The 18,422-nt window shown below is 45.8% G+C and carries 11 protein-coding genes, 1 pseudogene and 1 riboswitch; of the genes and pseudogenes, 3 read left to right on the forward strand and 9 right to left on the reverse strand.

The features are described 5' to 3' along the window. Positions 1–337: 337 nt before the first annotated feature. The 4 genes from AB4249_RS15275 to dapD form a co-directional block, all read right to left on the reverse strand. Positions 338–3,442 (reverse strand): efflux RND transporter permease subunit, encoded by a 3,105-nt coding sequence (locus AB4249_RS15275; protein ID WP_017059882.1) that lies wholly within the window; start codon positions 3,440–3,442, stop codon positions 338–340. Beyond that, positions 3,439–4,761 carry an efflux RND transporter periplasmic adaptor subunit gene (locus AB4249_RS15280; protein WP_032545691.1) on the reverse strand — a complete coding sequence of 441 codons (1,323 nt, stop codon included), beginning with the start codon at positions 4,759–4,761 and terminating at the stop codon, positions 3,439–3,441. Before AB4249_RS15280 ends, AB4249_RS15275 begins: the two co-directional genes overlap by 4 nt. Before the next feature lie 124 nt (positions 4,762–4,885). Next, positions 4,886–5,224 carry an EF-hand domain-containing protein gene (locus AB4249_RS15285; RefSeq protein ID WP_372103792.1) on the reverse strand — a complete coding sequence of 113 codons (339 nt, stop codon included), beginning with the start codon at positions 5,222–5,224 and terminating at the stop codon, positions 4,886–4,888. Positions 5,225–5,761: 537 nt separating this feature from the next. Beyond that, positions 5,762–6,793 carry a 2,3,4,5-tetrahydropyridine-2,6-dicarboxylate N-succinyltransferase gene (gene dapD / locus AB4249_RS15290; protein ID WP_372058755.1) on the reverse strand — a complete coding sequence of 344 codons (1,032 nt, stop codon included), beginning with the start codon at positions 6,791–6,793 and terminating at the stop codon, positions 5,762–5,764. A gap of 505 nt (positions 6,794–7,298) precedes the next feature. Between dapD and ushA the strand changes: the two genes are divergently transcribed. Further along, positions 7,299–8,999 (forward strand): bifunctional UDP-sugar hydrolase/5'-nucleotidase UshA, encoded by a 1,701-nt coding sequence (ushA, locus tag AB4249_RS15295; protein ID WP_017064205.1) that lies wholly within the window; start codon positions 7,299–7,301, stop codon positions 8,997–8,999. An 84-nt stretch (positions 9,000–9,083) separates the two neighbouring features. On the opposite strand, the pseudogene AB4249_RS15300 reads toward ushA, so the two are convergent. The 5 genes and pseudogenes from AB4249_RS15300 to AB4249_RS15320 form a co-directional block, all read right to left on the reverse strand. Continuing rightward, a pseudogene (locus tag AB4249_RS15300) lies at positions 9,084–9,725 on the reverse strand (MarC family protein). A 228-nt stretch (positions 9,726–9,953) separates the two neighbouring features. After that, positions 9,954–10,943, reverse strand: a complete 990-nt coding sequence (locus AB4249_RS15305) for a GGGtGRT protein (protein ID WP_372103795.1) — start codon at positions 10,941–10,943, stop codon at positions 9,954–9,956. A 25-nt stretch (positions 10,944–10,968) separates the two neighbouring features. Continuing rightward, positions 10,969–11,661, reverse strand: coding sequence for an iron-sulfur cluster assembly scaffold protein (locus AB4249_RS15310; RefSeq protein WP_017071044.1), 693 nt, complete (start codon positions 11,659–11,661; stop codon positions 10,969–10,971). A gap of 194 nt (positions 11,662–11,855) precedes the next feature. Continuing rightward, positions 11,856–11,940, reverse strand: a riboswitch (Fluoride riboswitch). Positions 11,941–12,095: 155 nt separating this feature from the next. Then, entirely contained in the window at positions 12,096–12,389 is a 294-nt protein-coding gene (locus tag AB4249_RS15315; RefSeq protein ID WP_008223840.1) for a YebG family protein, read from the reverse strand. An 88-nt stretch (positions 12,390–12,477) separates the two neighbouring features. Then, positions 12,478–13,374 (reverse strand): LysR family transcriptional regulator, encoded by an 897-nt coding sequence (locus AB4249_RS15320; RefSeq protein ID WP_372103798.1) that lies wholly within the window; start codon positions 13,372–13,374, stop codon positions 12,478–12,480. 208 nt (positions 13,375–13,582) lie between these two features. Here AB4249_RS15320 and AB4249_RS15325 point away from each other — a divergent pair, with 208 nt between their 5' ends. Continuing rightward, positions 13,583–14,533, forward strand: a complete 951-nt coding sequence (locus AB4249_RS15325; protein ID WP_372103801.1) for a TDT family transporter — start codon at positions 13,583–13,585, stop codon at positions 14,531–14,533. 127 nt (positions 14,534–14,660) lie between these two features. Continuing rightward, on the forward strand, positions 14,661–18,137 hold the full coding sequence (recC, locus tag AB4249_RS15330; RefSeq protein WP_372103804.1) for an exodeoxyribonuclease V subunit gamma: 3,477 nt from the start codon (positions 14,661–14,663) through the stop codon (positions 18,135–18,137). Positions 18,138–18,422: the final 285 nt, after the last annotated feature.

Below are 18,422 nucleotides of genomic sequence, written 5' to 3' on the forward strand. Positions count from 1 at the left end.
ACCACAAGCGCATATCGAAAGGTCTGCGCTTTTTTTGGTGGTGAGTGTGGTGTAGGGATCACCGTATAGTGGATGTGTGTATAACAAACTTTTGGACAGAAATGAGTTTTGGAAAATCAAACATTAGCAAATGACTAATAACTTCAGGTATGACAAATAACTAAACCTGATAGAAAAACTGCCACCAAAGAGCAAAAGACAAGACCTGACCCTATTGTTTTTTGTACGCAAAAAAACAGCAGTCAGTGATAGGGTTTAATCGCCAAATAAATTCTACGCAAACTACCATTTTCATGCCGGGCTAAATGACATGGTTCAGCATGCACTCCCAAGGGCCTCAAAGGGAAGATTGAGCACCTTCTGCCCATTTGGTCAGCTTTAAATCGTCCAAAATAAGCAGCACGCAAGGCACAACAATTGACGCTAGTAACGTAGCCGAGACTAAGCCAAACGCAATACTGGCAATTAACGGGATCAGAAATTGCGCTTGCGTACTGGTTTCGGTTAACAGTGGAAGCAATCCTGCAAATGTGGTTAACGAGGTGATAAATATCGCTCTAAATCGGTCACGTACCGCCTCTCGACAAGCGTCTATCAAGCGCTCGCCTTGGGCGATATTCTTCTTAATAAAATTGACCAACAGAATGTTATCGTTAACGACGATACCCGCTAAGGTAGCAAAGCCAACCAAGCTTGGAATAGTCAAATCGAACCCCATGCCCAAGTGCCCCCATACCACACCAATCCAGCCCATAGGGATTGCCAGCAGCACAGCAATCGGTTGAGTGTAGCTTTGTAACAGGAACACTAAAATAAGATAAATCCCCACCACGCCAAGAGCAAAGAAGGTCGCCAGCGAGGAGCCCGTATCTGAGCTTTCTTTATCCTGACCTTGCGAGGTGAAGGTGATGTCTGGGAATTTGTGTTGAGTTTGCGAGACAAATTCGCTATTGAACTGCAGCATGATTTCACGCGCATTGGCAACCCGCGTATCGATATTGCCTTGCACAACCACAGTGTTCATCCCATTAATGCGGTGAATTCGCGAGAAGGCTTGTTTTCTGTCAAACGTCGCAACACTTGATAATGGAACTAGGGTTCCATTGCCTGCCGTCACCATCAAGTTATTCAACTCATACAGGCTAGCTTGGTGCGTAAACTCATCCAGTCTCACACTAATATCCACCAGCTCGCCTTGTTGGAAAACCGTCAGATCAGTACTGCCTTTTACCGCGCTGCGCAGCGTTTGAGCAATGTTGGAAGCATTAACTCCCATCACGCCAGCTTCATCTTTAAGGTTAACGTGAAATTCGGTTCTGCCCTCACGCAGATCGGTGGAGAGGTTATAGACACCGTCAAATCCCTTCAACCATTTCACCAGCGAGCGGCTGACTTGATTGAGCTCTTGTAACGACTCACCCTGAACCCGAATATCAATGCCATTGCCAGCAATGCCCCGTTCTTTATCGGTAAACTTGAGTGAAACCACATCCGCCGTAGGGCCTACTTTTTGTTTCCAATCTTGGATCAGATCTTTAATGCTCTGCTGCCTAAATTGTGCTGGCAATAGATCGGCACTGACGGTTGCCATATGCGGCCCCGACTCATTAGCATCAGCATTTGAGTTGAACATGATCGTGGTGCTCGCGACCAAAGGTTTTGAGCTTGGGTATTTCTCTGCGTATTCTTGGTTGAGTTCATCAAGCGCGTTTGAAACCTTCTCCACCACCGCCTCTGTCTGGCTCAGTAAACTGCCTTGAGGGAGCAAGATACGCGCCTGCAGCACATCACTTTCCAAGGCAGGCATGGCTTTGAATTTCAGCCAACCTGACGAAATGGAAGCGGTTGAAATCATCACCACCATCACCAATATCCCTACTGAAAGATAAGGTGCATTCATCGCCTTGACACTCACTGGCACAAAGAATCTGTCTCTGATGTTTTCAAAACCGGCAATGAACTTGTCCCGTATAGGATTAGAGCGAGATTCAGTATGGCTATGTGCCAAATGAGACGGCAAGATCAAGAAAGCTTCTATCAGACTAACAAGCAAGGTAATCAATAACACGATGGGAATATAGCGTAGTACTTCGCCCATCTTGCCTGTGAGAAACATCAGCGGCCCTATCACCATGATGGTGGTAGCAAACGATGCAATCACACCTGGGAAGACTTGTTTGGTACCTTCAACTGCAGCGTCAAACGCGGGTAGCCCTTGTTGCCTCTTGGCAGCGATGTTTTCTGCAATGATCAACGAGTCGTCCATTAGCAGACCAATCGCGACAATCAGCCCGACCAGCGTCATCATATTCAGGGTATAACCGAGAAGTTGTATCGCAAAAATGGCGCCAAGGAATGAAACCGGCAGCCCCATGGTGACCCAAAAGCTAAAGCGAATATTAAAAAACGCCCACAACATCAAAAATGCCAGTGCTAATCCCTGTGCGCCATTGCTGGTGAGGATTCTCAGACGCTCAATAATATTGGTGCTGGAATCTTGGGTGATGGTTAAAGCGACGCCTTCAGGGGCTCTCGCCTGTTCTTTTTCAACCATGCTGACGATCGCATCTTTGACCGTTAAGGTATCTTGAAATTGCGTTTTGGACACCTGAAGCAAAGCGGCACGCTGACCATTGAACAGGATTTGATTTTCATCGCTAGTGAACTTCTGCTGAATAACGGCAACATCACCGAGGCGAACCTGAGTCCCCGTCTCACTGGATTTAATCACGATATTTTCGAAGTCTCTGACGTTGCTGCCTAAGTGGTCGAAGCGGACGCTGATCTCTTCCAAGTCATTACTAAATACGCCAGCAGGAGTGCTGATACTTTGCTGTTGTACTAGATTGGACAAGTCGGACACACTCAGGCCGTACTGCTGCAACTTCCACTGCGATACGCGAATTTCTATTTCTTGATCCGCAAAACCGCTCACGGTCACCTGAGCGATCAATGGGCTCTCTTTTAACTTGTGCTTAATTTGTTGGGCATAGAGATATAAGTCCCTATCTGACATATTGCCGGTAATCGCGACACTGGCCACCGTTGCCACTCGGTCCAGTTTCGACACCGTGATCTGCTCAACTCGATCCGGAAAATCACTGATGGCGTTAACCTGCTGTTGAATATCGCTGGTTAAAGTGTCAATGTCTTCATCATCGCCGATTTCCACATTGGCGATGACCAAACTCTCTCGGGCATCACAGCTTAACTCTTTAATTCCACTCAGCTTATCGAGAGAATCTTCCAACGGGTAACACACTTCTTCCATCATCTCAAAAGGTGACGCGCCCGGATAAACGATCCGAACCTCAATATTTTTGGTCGGCGTCAACGGAAAAGTGTCTTTCTGCAGTTTGGGCAAGGCAAAAGCCCCTAACAGCAGTACCGCCATCATCAGGACATTGGCGCCAGTGGTGTGCCGAGCAAAAAAAGCGATCATAATTTGCCCTCTTTCTGAATCGCGTTTAGGGCTTTAAATCCGCTCTGCGTATCCAACCAAAGGCCGATTTTCTCATCCGGTTGCGGTTGTAAAGCCATCCCCTCAACGGCGGGTGAAAGTTTACTTAGCACAACCACATCACCGAATTCCACGCCAGATTTGATCACCGCAACCTGCCCTTGGACGAAATCTATCCTGACAGGTTTGCTTTTCAGTTTACCTTCAGAGACAGTGTAAACTTTACCATCATGGATGGCGTTTATCGGTAGCAAGACTTGTTGCTCCATCATTGGTGCTTTAATCGTGACTTTAACGAAAGTCCCACGAATAAGTGGTGGCTTCTCCCCGGGAATGGCTTGCTGATAGGGCTGATTTACTTGTGCAACCAGGCTTTGGCTTTGAGTCTGAGCATCGATTTCACCGCCGGAGCGGCTGATCTCGGCAGGCCAAGTAATTACTTTATCGCCTGCTTGGAGCTCGACTGTCGCGCTCAAGTTGCTATGAACATCTTCGTCAAGCGAGTCAAAGCGATTGGAATTTCTTAGCGGACGCATTTTACCAAGCGGAAACTGCGCGCGAACCTCAACGGCATCGATGTCATCCGCTTTGAGCAGCAATTCCCCCTTGTTGACATACTCGGCGAGTCCAACCAAGGTTTCGACAATGCGAATATCAAATGGGGCTTTAATTACGGTTTGTTCGAGATCTCGGTTTGCAAGTGCTAGTTCCGTTTGCAAAACCTTTTGCTGCGCTTGATTAATTGCCAGTTGGTTTTTCTGTGTCTGGAGCTGTTGCTGGCTGCTGAGCAAGTCTTTGGTCGCGCGGTCTTTCTCTGTTTTGGAGATATGCCCGGTTTCACTCAATTTGATTGAGCGGGCATATTCTGACTGTTGTACCTCAAACTCTTTCTCTGCAATCTTGAGCGAATCGATAATGGTCTGATTCGTTAGCATTAGCACTTCAAGCTCAGCTTGCAAACGGGCAATAGTAAGTTGATAAGCGGTGGGGTCAATTCTAAGGAGTTCGCTGTCTTTGCGGATAATAGCGCCCGTTTTGTATTGCTCAGAAACCCACACAACCGCGCCGTCAAGTTCAGACTGTGCCTGCCAGTCTTGAACAGACTCGGTATGTCCATATCCGATGGCAGAAGGTTGGATATTTCGCGGCTCGACTTTCAACACCCGAACCACCTTTTTAGCAGCCGTATTACTCGCATTAGGCGGTTCAGCCTTCATCCCTGGTGCGATCACCAATAACGCGATGCCCAACAAAACAGGAGGAACAAACAGAGCCCTTTGTAACCAGCTATACCTAGTCATAGCGATTCCCTTACTATATATTAGCTTTTCCTTAAGCAAAAGGTAGCACACCAACATAAGCGGATTTGCTTCCTTGATCTCAAAATAAGTCAGGCCTCACAAATGGAGGCCTGATTGAATTGAGCTACTGATTGTTTTTGCCTTTGCCCATGGTATTTTTGGGGTTCACCATGCCTTGATGAGCATTAAACTCTTGTTGAGAGATAGCGCGATCCGCGTTGCTATCTAACGAAGCAAAACTGTGGCTTTGATTGATATTTTTCAACGTACGTCCCTCTTCTGCTCGCTGGGCAATACGTTCTGAGCGTGCTTGATTGAACTCGGCTTCGGTTATCTTGCCATCACCATCGAGATCAAACTGTGAAAATACTGGGCGTGACATATTGTTATTCATGCCACCAGCCATTGCTCCGAAGGCAATAACGATACCGAGTAACGCGAGTATCGTGCTTTTGATTTTCATGACGTTTTCCTTCTCTTTGTTTCACTACTTAAGAATATACTAATGTAAGTAAGATAACGTCATGTGATGTAAAGGTATGTAAAGATGGCTAAGTAGATATCGATTTATGTTCTTATCGGTTTGTAAGCGCAGCGCAACAGAAATTATGAAACTTCTGCCGCTAGTACTCTGGTAAGAGTACAGGCATAGCTATGTCCAAATGGTTTTCAAATTATCCCAAACTTTCAGCCACCGAAACCGAAACCGAAAAGCCAATGATATAAAATCCCTAGTTTCGAAAAATATGGCGATTTTTAGACATTCAGAGTGTTTTCGAACTTTTGCCCAGCAGTTTGCCTTGCAAATATCCAACAGACAAGGGATTACTTTTAGTAGGGCAAATACATGTTAACATTCTGTTAACTCTGACTGGTAATGGGGCAATAATGATTCCCAGAACATACAAAAAAGCCGCTGGATTGAACCCCAGCGGCTTATTATTTTCTAGCATCTAGCATCTAGCATCTAGCATCTAGCATCTAGCATCTAGCGCTTAGATTAGTTGTTGCTGTGCAGCTCGCTGTTTAGCTCAACCGCAGACTTGTTCGCTAGGCACTCGATTTGGCCTGTGATTGAGTTGCGACGGAACAGAAGATCAGACACGCCAGCAAGATCGCGAGCTTTAATGATTTCTACTTCATTGCCTTCTTTATCTAGCATGCGAACCTTAGTACCCGCAGTCACGTAAAGACCAGACTCAACTGTACAACGGTCACCCATAGGGAAGCCAAGACCCGCGTTTGCGCCTAGTAGGCAGTTTTCGCCGATAGAGATAACCATCGTACCGCCACCAGACAGAGTACCCATGATAGAAGCGCCGCCGCCGATGTCTGAACCGTTACCTACAACAACACCCGCAGAGATACGACCTTCAACCATGCTCACGCCAGTTGTACCAGCATTGAAGTTGATGAAACCTTCGTGCATTACTGTTGTGCCTTCGCCTACGTGTGCGCCAAGACGAACACGAGAAGTGTCAGCAATACGGATACCTGTTGGTACTACGTAGTCCACCATTTTAGGGAACTTGTCTACGCAATCTACAGACAGAGCACGACCTGCAAGGCGAGCTTCGATTTGACGTTCAGCCAGCTCAGGTAGGTCGATAGGGCCTTCGTTTGTCCATGCGATGTTGTGCAGTAGACCGAAGATGCCGTCCAGTACCGTACCGTGTGGTTGTACTAGGCGGTTAGAGATAAGTTGTAGCTTTAGGAAGCCTTCAGCAACTGATGCTGGCTTCTCGTCAGTAGCAAGAACAACAAGAACAAGTGGCTGTTCAGACGCTGCCGCTTTTTCTGCTAAAGATGCGTTAGCTGCATCATCGTTTGCTGCGAATGCCTTCGCCAGTTCTGCGCTTTGTGCAGCAGAGATTTCGATAGCTTGGTTGCCTTCAGCGTAACCTGACACTTCAGCTACAGCTGCTACAAGAGCGTCGCTTGGGTTTAGAAGCGGGTTAGGGAAGAACGCTTCAATGATTTTATTGTCGCGATTTTTGGTTGCCGTACCGAAGGCTAGTGAAAAATAAGCCATGTTGAATCTCCATGTGTTGAGTCTTGATTTTGCTATTCCAAAACAACGGCTCGAATAACAAGCGCTGCCGTTAGCAAAGTTAATTTAATTGCGTTCATCATAAAGAGAGCGCCCTCGTTATGAAAGGGCGTATCGGGATAAAGTCTGTAAAATGATATTGCTTGTCTTTTGAGAGATAGTTTTCATTATCCGGATATTATACCTCGCTCTTAAATATGGGCGTTCTTACTTAAGTAGCGCGGTGCCATTTCATTTCCATGCCTGACACTTATCTTTAGTCCATCCTCTTGTTAGCCGTATCAATAGAGTGAGTCACACTTTCTTTATAAATTCATGTTTATTATCAGAATTATTCGACTTCTGTTGATTAATCGCTTGTGCCTACAGTTAGGGTAAATACTCAACTTTCCAGACATGTAATTAAGAGAACGATCACTAAAACCCTGCAAGATGTCAGTATATTGCCTGCCATAACGACATTAAAACGATTAATAAAGGATCTTCTATGAATTTTACTAAGTCTTTACTGGTGTTATCTATCGGCGTAGCGATGGTTGGTTGTGGCTCGGACAGTGACGATATCGCAGTGACATGTGACACTGCCGCTTCTTGTACCAAGTTTACTGTTTTACATACCAACGATAACCATGGTCGCTTCTGGGAAAATAGTAAGGGTGAGTATGGAATGGCGGCTCGTAAGACGTTGATTGATAGTATTCGTGCGGAAGTGACTCAAAACGGTGGTGAGACGATCCTACTGTCCGGTGGTGACATTAATACTGGTGTTCCAGAGTCTGATATGCAGGATGCGATACCAGATTTTGTTGGCATGAACCTTCTTGGTTACGATGCGATGGCATTAGGTAACCATGAATTCGACAACACCTTGGATGTGCTTGAGATGCAATCTGAGCTAGCTGACTTCCCGATGCTTGCGGCGAATATTTATATCAAAGATGGAGACACAGTTACTGATGAACGCCTTTTCTCTCCATATAAAGTATTCACCATTAATGGTTTAAAGATTGCTGTTATTGGCCTGACAACCAAAGATACGGCTAAATTAGTTAATCCTGACAACGTCGCGACAATTCACTTTGCCGACCCACAAGTTGAAATCAAAAAAGCCATAAAAGAAATAGAGGCCAATGAAACGGTTGACCTGATTTTTGCTACCACGCATATGGGGCATTACGCAGATGGTCAGCATGGTAGTGAAGCGCCTGGCGATGTATTGCTTGCTCGCTCTCTAGAAGAAGGTCAGCTAGATGCAATTATTGGTGGACACTCTCAAAACCCTGTTTGTATGGAAGGCAATGAATACGCCGACTTCAACCCAGGGGATGACTGCAAACCTGATCAGCAAAATGGTACCTACATCATGCAAGCTCACGAGTGGGGTAAGTATGTAGGCAGAGCTGACTTTGAGTTTTATGACGGCAAACTGCATTTAGCGAAGTACGATCTGGTTCCTGTGAACCTAAAAGAGAAGGATGAAAACGGTGATTATCAGTTTATTCAATCTGAAATAAAGCCTGATGCAGCTGTAAAAGCTACTCTCTACCCATACCAACAACAAGGGCAAGATCTCCTCGATGTCATCATCTCAAAGACAGATGCAAAACTGGAAGGTGATCGTGATGTTGTTCGTTCAGAACAAACTAATCTTGGTCACTTGTTAGGAGAAGCATACCGCACTTATGAATTGGTGAATGCTGACTTTGGTGTAATGAACTCTGGTGGTGTCCGTGACTCAATTGCGGCAGGAGACATTGCTTATCGTGATGTACTGACGGTTCAACCTTTCGGGAACTTCGTGACTAAAGCAACGATGACAGGTGCTGAAGTAAAAGCGTATTTGGACGTTGTTGCGACGAAGACTGCAGGATCCGGCGCTTATGCCCAACTCGACAATATCAGCTTAACGGTTGACTGCGATTTGAGTGATGTGACCATTCGAGATATCAATGGCAAAGGTTTTGATTTAGCAGACACTTACACGTTCTCCGTGATCAGTTTCAGTGCGGCTGGTGGTGATGACTACCCAGTAATTGACGTTGAATCGACACAGTTAACGGATGCCTCGGTACTGCGCGAATTCTTTGTTAAGAACCCTGATGTCACTGCAGCGAATTACGCACCAGCGGATGGTGATCTAATCTACATGAGTAAAGGTTTAGAAGTAAAAGGCTGCCCTGCGAACTAATTTATAATTCGTAAACAAAAGCGCCAAAGAAAATAGCCAGCGAATCGCTGGCTATTTTTGTATCAGAAATTTGTTGTTCTGAGCTTAAACAAACAGCGCCTTATGAGCTTGTTCAATACCTTCAATCAGCATCTGCATACCAATAACGGCGAGTATCAAACCCATCATTCGGGTAATTACATTCAATGCACTTGGTCCAACGGCTTTAACGAAGCGCTCGCCAAATACAAACAATACGTAGGTTAAGGCGCATAGTAGGCCAAAGGCGACGATGGTGATGATGGTTTCGTAGATGCCTTCGGTGTTGGCAAAGTTCATCGCGGTGGCAATGGTGCCCGGTCCGGCTAATATTGGCATTGCCAGTGGCGAGACGGCGATACTGAGCGCCGCATCTTGTTGAGCGTCTGAGTTGACCTTCTCTTTTGCTTTAGAGTGTGTTGAGTCACATTGCAGCATATGAAAGCCAATCAAGAACACGAGGATCCCGCCGGTGATACGAAGCGCGTAAAGCGTGATACCAAAGAGGTCGAAGATGAGTTTGCCCGAGACAGCAAAGGTGCTGACGATGATGAAGGCGATGAACACTGAGCGGAAAGCGATAGACTTGACCGTTTCCCTATCATTATCACCTGTTAATCAAAGAAAGATCGGTGTGTTGGCGATAGGGTTCATGATGGCAAAAAAGCCCATGAACACGGTAATGGTATGAATGATGAGCTCTTTCATATTATTCCTTTGAAAATATGTAGTTAAATACGACAGCAGAATGTATTTAATCTTAGATACAAATAATTATTAGAAATAGATAGTAGAGCAAGTGTGAATAAAAAACAGCCAGCATAAGGCTGGCTGTTTGGTTTTAGTGATAGGTGTAGAGTTTTAGTCGTCCGTTATTGCTTGATTCTCAACTAACAGACTCTACATAACAGGCAGATTGTGGGACTCACTTTGTCGTTATGCGTGTTGAGATTCACTCACTGCCACAGCCAATGCAACCGTCGATCCGACCATTGGGTTGTTGCCCATGCCGATGAAGCCCATCATCGCCACGTGAGCAGGAACTGAAGAGCTACCTGCGAACTGAGCATCAGCGTGCATTCTGCCCATGGTATCGGTCATGCCGTAAGACGCTGGGCCTGCTGCTACGTTATCTGGGTGCAATGTTCGACCTGTACCGCCACCTGAAGCAACTGAGAAGTATGGCAAACCTTGGCGAGTGCGTTCTGCTTTGTAGATACCAGCAACAGGGTGTTGGAAGCGTGTTGGGTTGGTTGAGTTACCCGTGATACTCACATCCACTTCTTCTCTGTGCATGATCGCTACACCTTCACGTACATCATCAGCGCCGTAACACAAGATCTCGCCACGAGGGCCTTGTGAGAAGCGGCGACGTTCTGTTTCAACTAGCTCACCCGTTTGGTAATCAAATTGAGTGCGAACATAAGTAAAGCCATTGATGCGAGAGATTAGGTAAGCGGCATCTTTACCTAGACCGTTCAAGATAACTTTCAATGGTGTTTTGCGTGATTTGTTCACGTTCAGTGCAATCTTGATCGCACCTTCTGCAGCAGCAAAAGACTCATGGCCTGCAAGGAAAGCAAAGCAGTGGCTCTCTTCATTGAGAAGGCGAGCAGCCAGTGCGCCATGGCCGATACCGACTTGGCGTTGCTCCGCAACACTGCCGGGTTTTGTGAATCCTTGAAGGCCTTCACCAATGATATTCGCTGCTTGTTCTGCGTTGTTCGCTTTACGGAACAGCGCCAATGCTGCACCAAGAGTGTAAGCGTCAGCTGCGCTTTCAAATGCGATAGGTTGAGTGTCCATCACTAATGCTTTTGGATCGACATTGTGTGATAAACAGTATTGGTTTGCTTGCTCTAAAGAGTCGAAGTTCATTTCTGCCAATACGCGAGTTACTGATTCATTAAATTGAGTGTTCATCATATCTTTCCTCTTTTATTGGCAAAAGTTATTGTTGACGTGGGTTAATGGTGGTCACGGCTTCGTCGAAGCGACCATAAGTCCCTGTCGCAAGGTCGGCCGCTTCATTCGCTGGCACGCCTTGGTTAATCGCCTTCATCATTTTGCCGAGGTTGAGATATTCGTAGCCAATCACTTCGCTGTGATCATCAAGTGCAAGCTTGGTTACGTAACCTTCTGCAAGCTCTAGGTAACGAACGCCTTTTGCTGCGGTTGAGTAGCTGGTGCCAACTTGGCTGCGCTGTGTTTGACCTAAGTCTTCTAGTGCTGCGCCGATCTCTAGGCCACCTTCAGAGAAAGCCGACTGAGTTCGACCGTAAACAAACTGCAGGAAGATTTCGCGCATCGCGACGTTAATCGCGTCACATACCAAGTCAGTATTCAGCGCTTCTAGAATGGTTTTTCCGGTGAGGATTTCCGCAGCCATCGCGGCAGATTGAGTCATACCTGAACAACCAATCGTTTCGATTAATGCTTCTTCGATGATGCCGTTTTTTACGTTAAGAGTCAGTTTTGCAGCACCTTGTTGTGGTGCACAAGTGCCAACACCGTGGCTTAAGCCAGAAATAGCGATGACATCTTTTGGGCTAACCATTGCGCCTTCAACTGGAATTGGAGCTGAATTGTGAAGATCACCCCTTTGAATAGGGCACATTGATTGAATTTCTGAAGAGTAGTGCATAATGTTTTCTCACTTATAGAGCCATTTAAGGCCTAGGGCGTTGAGAAAACAGGACGTGTTGGAAGAGGTGCGGCTAATTCACTACAGATCTTGAGTATCGATAATCCAAAGGTGTCATGGAACTTGGTCTTAATAGACTAAGTCCATTTCAAAATGGAGGAATAGCGATACGTCCAACAGTATTACCTGTTTTCGATTCTGTAGGAGTCATTAGCACTGTTCGGAAAGAACGGGCGGTTGAAGCAAAAGCTTAGGTGGAACCCCATCACCTGATGGCTATAGATTAGATCTTCCTCACACTTTCATGCAAGCGAATGTTTAGAGCGATTTCGACTATAAACAAGCTTCATTATATTTCGATAAGTATAAAAAAACGCCAATAACGAACTCTGATTAGAGGCGTCATTGACGTTTTTTAGAAAGGTATCAGCTAGTTAAGCTGCATCTTCTTCTGCGTCTTCAACAGCTTCAAGCTTCTTAGCTTTTTTCGGAGCTGGCTTACGCTTAGCACCTAATGCGTAAAGAACTTCTTCTTTGTTCTTCGCTAGGTACATTGCAAGTTCTTCTTGCTTGCCTTCATCTTCAACTAAATCGCTTTTGCCTAACAGTTCAAAAAGCTCATCAGCCATATCCAGCATTTTGTCGTATGCGTCGGCTTCGGCTTTAGAGGTAAAAGTCATTTTCTCTTCTCCGTTGCGTTCCACCACGTACTTGACGATAACAGCCATGGTTAATCCTCTAAGTTTGATAAATTTTACTGGCTTTTTATACAGTTTCTGATGTTAAAAGTCCAGTTGGAGCCCTAACAATGCGGCCTCAATCTTGATGTGTAGCCCAGTCTTCACAATAACTCATGAAAGATTTCAGTAGTGGGCTCTGGTATTTGTCTTTATGGACCAGCATCCAGAATCGGCGTTTCATATCAAGTGGCACATTAAGCGCTTTTACTCGGCCTGAATCGATCGCTCGCTGAGCAGCTAAACGAGACAAACAGGCAAAGCCAAGACCGGCAGAAACAGAGTTGATGATTGCTTCTGTGGTGTTGAGTTCAAAAGATTCATACCAATGTTCGATGCGCGGTGCGACGGCACGAAGGAAAAACTCGCGAGTCCCTGAGCCTGATTCACGTAAAATCCAATGGCTGTCTTCTAAATCGCTTAAAATCACTTTTTCTTTGGCAACGAGAGGATGTTGATTACTAACAATAATACACATTTCATCGCTGCTAAACTGACTCGAAATGAGTTCAGGGTGTAATGTTTTTCCTTCAATTAGCGCGATATCAAGTTCATAATCCACCAACTTTTGGCAGATCAGGGCACTGTTTGAAATGAACAAGCTTTGATCCTGATGTTGAGTTCGTTCGCGAAAGCCTGACAAAATAAACGGTGCGACCTGATTACCAATCGTGTCACTCGCGCCGACCTTTAGATTGCCACTTAAAGGCTGATCATCACGGAACAAAACATCAATACCAGCAGCACGATGTAATATTTCATCCGCCAATGGAAGTAACTTATGTCCCTCTTGGTTGAGAATTAATCGGTTGTTGACCCGGTCAAATAGAGAGTGGCCGAGTTGTTTCTCCATTTCGCCTAGTGCCATGCTGACCGCAGCTTTAGACAGAAACAGAGCCTCAGAGGCAGCAGTCAATGTCGAGTGCTGAGTAATAGTGACGAACACTTTGAGCTGTTTTATTGAAATATTAGCCATCAGATTCCTAGTTTTACTCTGCTGGTGAAAATGGATTCTGTTCAGTATTGATGAACACTTGTTATATATAATTGGATATTGTTTAACGAAGCGCAAGCGTATTATGGCTTCAACAAGCTGATGAGTTCACAAGTTTAGTGAATTAGGTTTAAGAGAGGCTGACATGATTCAACGTATTAAATATAGATTAACAGGAGCTCCAACACCCATGGCAGGGTTAGCACTCGCAATTGCAAGCTTAGGCTGGTGTTGGGATGGTGTTCTAGTCGCACAAGGTATCTTACACACACCGGGTTTGGTGCAGTGGATCAGTGCTGGCATTGCGGCGGTATTACTTCTTGTTTTAGCTGTGAAATTTTTGATTCATGGTCACCTATTGCGTGAAGATCTTGCTCACCCTGTTGTCGGCAGTGTGGTACCAACATTTGCAATGGGGTGCATGGTGGTGTCAGCGTCTTTGGCGCCAATCTCTCAATTCTTACAAGAAGCTATGTGGTTGGCTTCTGTGGCTTTGCATGTTGTGTTTCTAATGAGCTTTTTGTACCACAGAGCTAAAAACTTTGAGATTCACCACATGGTGCCAAGCTGGTTTGTGCCACCGATCGGTATTATCGTCGCTGACGTCTCTTTCTCAGGTAATCCAGTTTTAGAGCCAGTAGCTAACGCGACTTTGGTATTCGGCTTATTGGTTTACGCAGTAATGCTACCAATCATGGTTTACCGTTTGATCTTCTCTCACGAAGTGCCAGATGCTGCAAAACCAACGATTGCGATTATGGCAGCACCGGCAAGCCTATCTTTGGCGGGTTACTTAACCGTTACTGCTAACCCTTCACCTGTGATCATTGATTTACTATTTGGTATTGCAGTGTTGATGACGTTCATTATCTATATGGCGTTTTTCAAACTACTTCGTCTTCCATTTAGCCCTGGTTATGCAGCGTTTACCTTCCCAATCGTGATTGGTGCAACAGCGTTATTTAAATTGGCTGCGTGGATGCAAGCACAAGGTATTGAAGCGCATTACATTAACCAAGTGTTTAACCTAGCTTATTTAGAGCTGATTGTTGCGACGTTGGTGGTAGGTTATGTGGCGGTTCGTTACTACATGAACTACAAACCTCACCGTGTTTTAAGTGCGGTAGCGGGCAGATTGTAAAGGGCAATAGTTCAAAAGATAAACGGAGCTTAAGTTTTCAGTATTTCATAAGCTTATATTCCTAATCCAAACTCGGCACTTATGCTAATCTGGCTTTATATTGTGGCAAGATTAGCGTGAGTGCACTTTGTTTACTGTTTACCATTCCAATAAAGTCGATACTTTAAAAATCCTTCTCGTTCATTTAATCAAAAGTGATCCTTTAGCCAACCCTTTCGAAAAAGAGCAGATCTTGGTTCAGAGCCCAGGTATGTCTCAATGGCTTAAGATGGAACTCGCCAAAGAGTTTGGTGTAGCAGCAAATATAGACTTTCCTCTTCCAGCAACCTTCATTTGGGATATGTTTACCCAAGTGCTTCCTGATGTACCTAAACGCAGTGCTTTTAACAAGGAAGCGATGACGTGGAAGCTGATGAGTTTGCTACCCGCTAAGCTTGACCACCCTGATTTCTTACCCTTACAACGCTATCTTGAAAACGACGAAGATGATTCGAAGCTGTATCAATTGGCTGAGAAGATTGCCGATATCTTCGATGGATACTTGGTATATCGTCCTGAGTGGATGGCGATGTGGGAAGCGGGCGAGCCCGTTACAGAATTGATTGATGGTGAAGGGCAGCAAGAACACCCTTGGCAGCCAATTTTGTGGAAGGCACTCTACGAGCAAACCCTGTCTCAAGGCCAATCGAAATATCACCGTGGTAACCTGTACCACGACTTCATTGAAGCGCTAGCCAACCAACAAGGTCAGCTACAACGCTTGCCGAAACGTCTGTTTGTGTTTGGTATATCGTCGCTGCCTCCTCGTTACATGGATGCCTTGAAAGCGCTGGGTGAGCAGATTGATGTTCACCTGATGTTTACCAACCCTTGCCAACATTACTGGGGCGATATTCGTGACCGTAAATACTTGGCTAGAGTGGAAGCGCAACGTCGTAAGCAGTTTGCTCTGATTGATGGCTTGCCTCAGCTAGAAGGCGAAGTCTCACCATTGAAAGACGGTATTGAAGCCAACGTTGAAGACGAACTGCATACTAGCCAAGCGGTAGGCAATAGCTTACTCGCATCTATGGGTAAGTTAGGTAGAGATAACCTGTTCTTGCTATCTCAATCAGACAGCGAAGAGCATGAGTTCTTTATTGATGTAGAGAGAGATAACCTGCTGCATCAACTGCAAGCCGACATTCTCCAGTTAGAAGAACACCAAGATGATCACATCTTAGACTCCAGCAACCACAAACAAGTGGTTGAGCTGGGTGATCGCTCATTGACGGTACATGCTTGTCACAGCCCAATGCGTGAGGTTGAAGTTCTTCATGATCAGCTGTTAGCAATGTTTGACGCTGACCCGACATTAAAGCCACGCGACATTATCGTGATGGTGGCAGACATCAATGCTTACAGCCCTGCGATTCAGGCGGTATTTGGTAATGCTCCGGGTGAGCGTTATATCCCTTACTCGATCTCGGATCGAACGGCAGACCAAGAGAGCCCGATTCTGACCGCGTTCATGCAGTTGGTCGCGCTACCGAATACGCGTTGTTTAGCGTCTGAGTTGTTAGAGCTACTAGAAATCCCAGCGATGATGGCACGCTTTGGCATTGATGAATTTCAATTCGAGCAAGCTAAGCAGTGGGTTGAAGAAGCAGGCATCCGTTGGGGTGTCGATTCGTCTACCGCAACTGAGTTTGATTTGCCTGCCACCGAGCAAAATACCTGGCTATTTGGTATCCAGCGAATGTTATTGGGTTATGCGATGTCGGATTCTGCGGGTCTGTTTGAAACCGAACACTCTCCAATTGCAGCTTATAACGAAGTTCAGGGCATTAACGCTGAACTTGCAGGTAAGTTAGCGCACTTTATTGACCGTATTGCCCATTACCGTCAACGCCTTACTGAGACGCAATCCATCGATATGTGGCGTGAAACCTTGCTGCAAATGATTGACGATTTCTTTGCCGTTGAGCTAGAAGGCGAGGTGGTGCTTAAGTCGATTCGTGATGCACTTTCTCAACTGAATGAACAGCTTGATGATGCCTTGTACGAACAAGAGCTATCGCCAAGCATCATTTATCAGTACTTAAACAATAAACTGTCGGGCGCGCGTATCAGTCAGCGTTTCTTAGCGGGGCAAGTGAATTTCTGTACTCTGATGCCGATGCGTTCTATCCCGTTCAAAACCGTTTGTCTATTAGGCATGAATGACGGTGTTTACCCACGCTCAATGCCGCCGGAAGGTTTTGATTTGATGAACGGACGCACTCGTCCGGGAGATCGTTCTCGTCGAGATGATGACCGCTACCTATTCTTAGAGGCGATGTTGTCGGCGCAAGAGTGCTTGTACATCAGCTATGTCGGCCGCTCGATTCAAGATAATACTGAGCGAGTGCCGTCGGTATTGGTTTCAGAGTTGATTGAGTACTGCCAGCAAAACTACTGCCTAAGTGAAGACCAATCATTACCAAGTGATGATTCAGGCATCAAACTGACTCAAGCGATCAGCTTTGAACACACAATGACGCCGTTCAGCCCTGCAGCCTTTACGCAAGGTGATGCAGGTCATGTATTGAGTTACGCCAAAGAATGGCTTCCTGCGGCTAACCGTTCCGGTGAATGCAGTGGCGAATTCAATCGTGCGTTGGATGACTATTTGCTTGGTGCGACTTATCCGTTAGAACTCGATCTGGTTGAACTGCAGCGTTTCTGGCGCTTGCCGGTACAATACTTCTTTAATCGTCGCCTAAAAGTAGTGTTTGAGCCACCGCTTCCGGTAATGGATGACGATGAGCCGTTCGTGCTTAATGGCTTAGAAAGCTTCCAGCTTAAGGATGCTCTGCTGCAAGTGTTGCTAGACCATCCAGAAGGGGCTGATGAAGCGGTTCGATTGTTTGTCTCTGAGCAAAAAGCACAGGGCCGATTACCGGTTGGCGCTTTTGGTGATATCGAATTTGAAACCAATCGCGTTCAAGCGGAAGACTTAGCCAAAGAGATTCGATTTGTAAGTGGGCAGCCACAGCAAGATCTTGAGGTAAATATTGAATTTGACGTGCTAGGCGAGGGTAAACCCGTTCGTTTGATGGGTTGGCTTACTCAAAACTATCAATCGGGGCTAGTACGTTTTCGTAGTGGCAAAATTCGTTCGCAAGATTACTTGGCCGCGTGGATCGATCACTTGTGTTGCGCAGTGATGGGGCACGGCAAAACGACTCATATTATTGGTTATGACAGAAAAGAAGGTGTGGTTCACCAAACGCTACAACCTATCGGTGATGCGCAGCAGGCGAAGAGTTTATTGGCTGAGTTAGTACGACTGTTTTATCAAGGTATGACTGCACCATTGCCATACTTCCCGAAAACGGCATTAGCTGGTGTTGAAGCGGGCTTTAGCCGTGGTAAGTGGGTCGATGATGAAGAAAAGTCACTCAAGAAAATGGCCGATACCTTTAATGACAGCTTCGCCTTCACGGGCGAGGGTAGAGATACCTACATCTCACGAATCTGGTCTAAATGGGACGATGAATTGGCTACTGAGTCGCGTATGTATTCAACGCTTGTGCTACAGGCGGCAAGGTTGGCTGCTGCCGATCTGGAAGATCAGGAGTAGGTGGCTGTGATCGACAAGATCAATAGCGAGTGCGCTGAATTAATGAAAGACAAAAGAGAGTCGCTGGTAAGCGTTTGGTACGCTTGCTTTCAAGATGAAGGGAATCAAGGTGAATAGAAGCAAGGTACAGGAAATAAAGTGGCCGCCAGTAAATCATTATTAGTGTAGGGCGTTCGCTGTACGGCCACAGGTCAGAGGGACCATTATTCTGTGGTTCAAAGTAACGCCGTAAAGTACAAAACTCGTACGCGCTCCTGAACTCGTGGGCGCATAGTAGCGAGGCGA

The sequence above is a fragment of the Vibrio sp. 10N.261.55.F4 genome (assembly GCF_041470465.1).
GTDB lineage: Bacteria > Pseudomonadota > Gammaproteobacteria > Enterobacterales > Vibrionaceae > Vibrio > Vibrio crassostreae_C.